This is a genomic window from Mesorhizobium sp. M7A.F.Ca.CA.001.08.2.1, from assembly GCF_003998455.1.
GTDB classification, from domain to species: domain Bacteria; phylum Pseudomonadota; class Alphaproteobacteria; order Rhizobiales; family Rhizobiaceae; genus Mesorhizobium; species Mesorhizobium ciceri.
The window spans coordinates 1-3,609 of sequence record NZ_RZPW01000653.1 but is presented as its reverse complement, the minus strand read 5'-3'; the positions used below and the strand labels follow the sequence as shown (position 1 = coordinate 3,609).

General features: G+C 64.8%; 3 protein-coding genes. 2 read left to right on the top strand and 1 reads right to left on the bottom strand.

Annotation, left to right across the window (positions count from 1 at the left end):
• Together EN914_RS28355 and nadE are read left to right on the top strand one after the other, a co-directional pair.
• Positions 1 to 1,323: class I adenylate-forming enzyme family protein (locus EN914_RS28355; protein ID WP_127389412.1), on the top strand; the 1,323-nt coding region annotated here is incomplete at its 5' end.
• Positions 1,320 to 2,327 carry an NAD(+) synthase gene (nadE, locus tag EN914_RS28350; RefSeq protein ID WP_024505326.1) on the top strand — a complete coding sequence of 336 codons (1,008 nt, stop codon included), beginning with the start codon at positions 1,320 to 1,322 and terminating at the stop codon, positions 2,325 to 2,327. The genes EN914_RS28355 and nadE, both read left to right, overlap by 4 nt.
• A 48-nt stretch (positions 2,328 to 2,375) precedes the next feature.
• On the opposite strand, the gene EN914_RS28345 is transcribed toward nadE, so the two are convergent.
• Positions 2,376 to 3,491, bottom strand: a complete 1,116-nt coding sequence (locus EN914_RS28345; RefSeq protein WP_024505327.1) for a hypothetical protein — start codon at positions 3,489 to 3,491, stop codon at positions 2,376 to 2,378.
• Between the last annotated feature and the right edge of the window lie 118 nt (positions 3,492 to 3,609).

The following is a 3,609-nucleotide window of genomic DNA, read 5'->3' as shown; positions in this document are numbered from 1 at the left end:
GGCGCGACCTTCAGCCCGATCAACGCCTCCACCAAGGCCGACAAGCTCGCTTATGTCATCGACGATTGCGAGGCTGCGGCGATCCTGACTCAGGCCAAGCTGATGCCTGTCGTGATCCAGGCGCGTGCGCTGTCGGACCGGCCGTTCTTCGTCGCGTCGACGCAAGCGCCATCCAGCCATACGCCGGATGGCGCTGCCTCCTTCGAGGATTGTCTCAAGGTCGCGCCCGTGCCCATTCGCCATGGCGGGATCGACATCGACCTCGCCATGCTGATCTACACCTCGGGCTCCACCGGCCGCCCCAAGGGCGTGATGATGACGCATCGCAATATCGATGCCGCGGCCGAATCCATCACGACCTATCTGCGCAACACCCGTGACGACATCATCATCAATGTCCTGCCCCTGGCTTTCGACTACGGCCTCTATCAACTGCTGATGGCGACGAAGCTCGGCGCGACCCTCGTCCTCGAAAAATCATTCGCCTTTCCGCAGGCCATTTTCGAGCGCATCCGCGCCGAGAAGGTCACCGGTTTCCCGCTGGTGCCGACGATGGCGGCGCTGATCCTGCAGATGCGCGATTTGGCGCCGGGTTTCCTGCCGAGCCTTCGCTATATCTCGAACACCGCCGCCGCCCTGCCGCCGGTGCATATCGCCCGGCTGCGCGAGCTGTTCCCCGGCGTACGGCTCTTTTCCATGTACGGTCTGACGGAATGCAAGCGCTGCACCTACCTGCCCCCGGAGGAGCTGGACCGCCGGCCGGGTTCCGTCGGCATCGCTATTCCCAACACGGAAGCGATCGTCGTCGACGATGAGGGCAACCGCGTGCCACCGGGCGTGGCGGGCGAGTTGGTCATCCGCGGCCCGCATGTCATGCAGGGCTATTGGCGCAACGACGTGGCCACGGAGCAGATGCTGCGTCCCGGGCCGCATCCCTGGGAAAAGCGGCTCCACACCGGTGACCTGTTCCGGACGGACGAGGACGGCTTCCTTTATTTCGTTGGCCGCAAGGACGACATCATCAAGACGCGCGGCGAAAAGGTCGCCCCCAAGGAAGTCGAAACTGTGCTGCACGCCCATCCAGGCATCGTGGAAGCCGTGGTGACCGGCGTGCCGGATCCGGTGCTCGGCCACGCCATTGCCGCCCTCGTCGTTCTCTCGGACGAGACCCTGAGCGAGCGGGACATCATTCGCTACTGCGCCGTTCATCTCGAGGATTTCATGGTGCCGAAGCTCATCGAGTTCCGCCGCGAGTTGCCGAAGACCGATACCGGAAAGGTCAGCCGAAGGCTGGCGGCCGAAACGTTGGGGACTGCAGAATGAACCTCTCCCTCGCCCCGAGCCGTCCCGCCTTCTCGGCCGACGCGCTGACGCTCGACAACGCAGCGGAAACCGATCGCATCGTCGCCGGGTTGCGCGAGCAGCTACGCGGCATGCGCAAGCGCGGGCTCGTGCTCGGCCTCTCTGGCGGCATCGATTCCAGCGTCTCGGTCGCGCTCGCCGCCCGCGCCGTCGGCGCTAAGAACGTCTTCTGCCTGTTCATGCCGGAAAGCGACTCCGATCCCGACAGCCTCCGCCTCGGCCGGCTGGCCGCCGAAACCTTTGGCGTCGAAGCGATCGTGGAGGATATCGGCCCGACGCTGCACGCGATGGGTTGTTATCAGCGGCGGGATACCTTCATCCGCGAGCTGGTGCCGGAATACGGGCCGGGCTGGGCCTCAAAGATCGTCATCGCCAATTCGCTCGCCGGCGAGGGCTACAACATCTCCTCGCTGGTGGTGCAGGACCCCGAAGGCCGGCAGACGAAGCTGCGCATGTCGGCGGCGGTCTATCTCGGCATCGTCGCCGCCACCAACATGAAGCAGCGCACGCGCAAACAGATCGAGTACTATCACGCCGACCGGCTGAATTTCGCCGTGCTCGGCACGCCGAACCGGCTCGAATACGACCAAGGCTTCTTCGTGAAAAATGGCGACGGCGCGGCTGACGTCAAACCGATCGCCCATCTCTACAAGAGCCAGGTCTATGCACTTGCCGCCCATCTCGGCATTCCCGAGGAAATCTGCCGCAGGGCGCCGACGACCGACACCTATTCCCTCGAGCAGACGCAGGAAGAGTTCTACTTCTCCCTACCCTATGACCGCATGGATATTTGCCTCTTCGGCCTGAATAACGGCCTTTCAGCCGTGGAGGTCGGCGCCGCCGCGGAGCTGACTGCGGTCGAGGTCGAACGCGTCTGGGCCGATATCGCCGCCAAGCGCCGTGCGACGCAATATCTGCACCTTGGCCCGCAGCTCGTCCGCCCCGTCGAGGAAATCGCCAGCTGAGATCGGCGCGATCCTCGGGATTACGTCGCCGCGCGGGCAAATGACGGCCTATTCGAACTGCTCCCCGGCCAATCGATTCCAGCGCTCGCCGGCCAGCCCGTTGAAGAAGCCTTGCGAGCTCAGGAACGCGTTCACCAGCTCCTCGTCGCGCGAATGCACCACGGTCGAGGCCGGTTGAGTGAAGGCGACCCGCCGGCCCAGCATCGCTGCGAGCAGGGCGGGTTGCGTCCGGCCGCGCAGGCCGGCGGCGCCACGCCGCGCCGCATCGCCAATCAAGCAGTCGACGACGGAACCAGCTTGCCCCGGCAGGGCCAGAACCTGCAGCACGCGCGCCATCCTGCCCGGGCGGGTGTGATAGAGGAAGGCGCCCACCAGCCCCCCGCTGGGGCAGGAGACGGACGCGAACACGGCATCACCATAGTCCGGCTTCTGGGAAGCCTCCGCGAGGATATGCGCAAACTGCTCGGCACTCCAGTCGGGGCGGAGCGGGAACTGCCGCGTTAAAGGGTCCAAAAGAGCCGCAAAACCGGCTTGATCGATTTCGGCTACCTTGAGGCCGCCCTTGCCATTCCAGAGTTCCGGGACCCCGGACCAGCGCATCTCGTTCTCCTGCATCCGTCCGCGAAGATAGCGATCGAGTCCGCGCGCGAGCGGGTCAAGCAAGCGCACGGCGCCGGCTCGCCGCGATGCTAGATCGAGCAGGAAGGCCGAAGGTCGGATGACCCGGATCCAGTCCAGGCTGTATTGCGGCAGGGCGACCCCGCGCAGTTTCGTCCACATCTGCGTCGAGAGGGCATTTGCGGTTTCGCTGAAGGAGATGTCCTGCGGCCCGGCCAGGAATGTCCTGAGCAGCCTTGCGCCGGCCATCGGGTCGTTCGCCCGCGGTTCGACCATGAGCGAACCACAGATGGCGGCGCGCAGCTTGCACTGGCCATGCCTCATCGGCAGCACATTCACGCCGACAAAGCCTGAAATGTCGCCTTCGCTCGCAATATGGACGAGAGACGCGATCTCCGGATCGCAGACCGGGCCTTCGAGATAGTGCCAGCGCAGATAAGTCTCGAGCGCCGGAGGCGGCGGCTTGCCACCGTCCCGGAAGGTTCTTTGAAAGAGCCCGGCGACGGCCGGAATATCCGCAGCCTGCAGGGGACGAATCTGGCTCATGCCAAACTCGCGGAGGATGAGATCGCGGGCGCACCGTTCCCAAGCTTGCGAAGGAGTGCGACACGCGGCATTCCGACCTCATCCTTGGCGAATGTCACGGGTTCATAGGCCTTGGCTC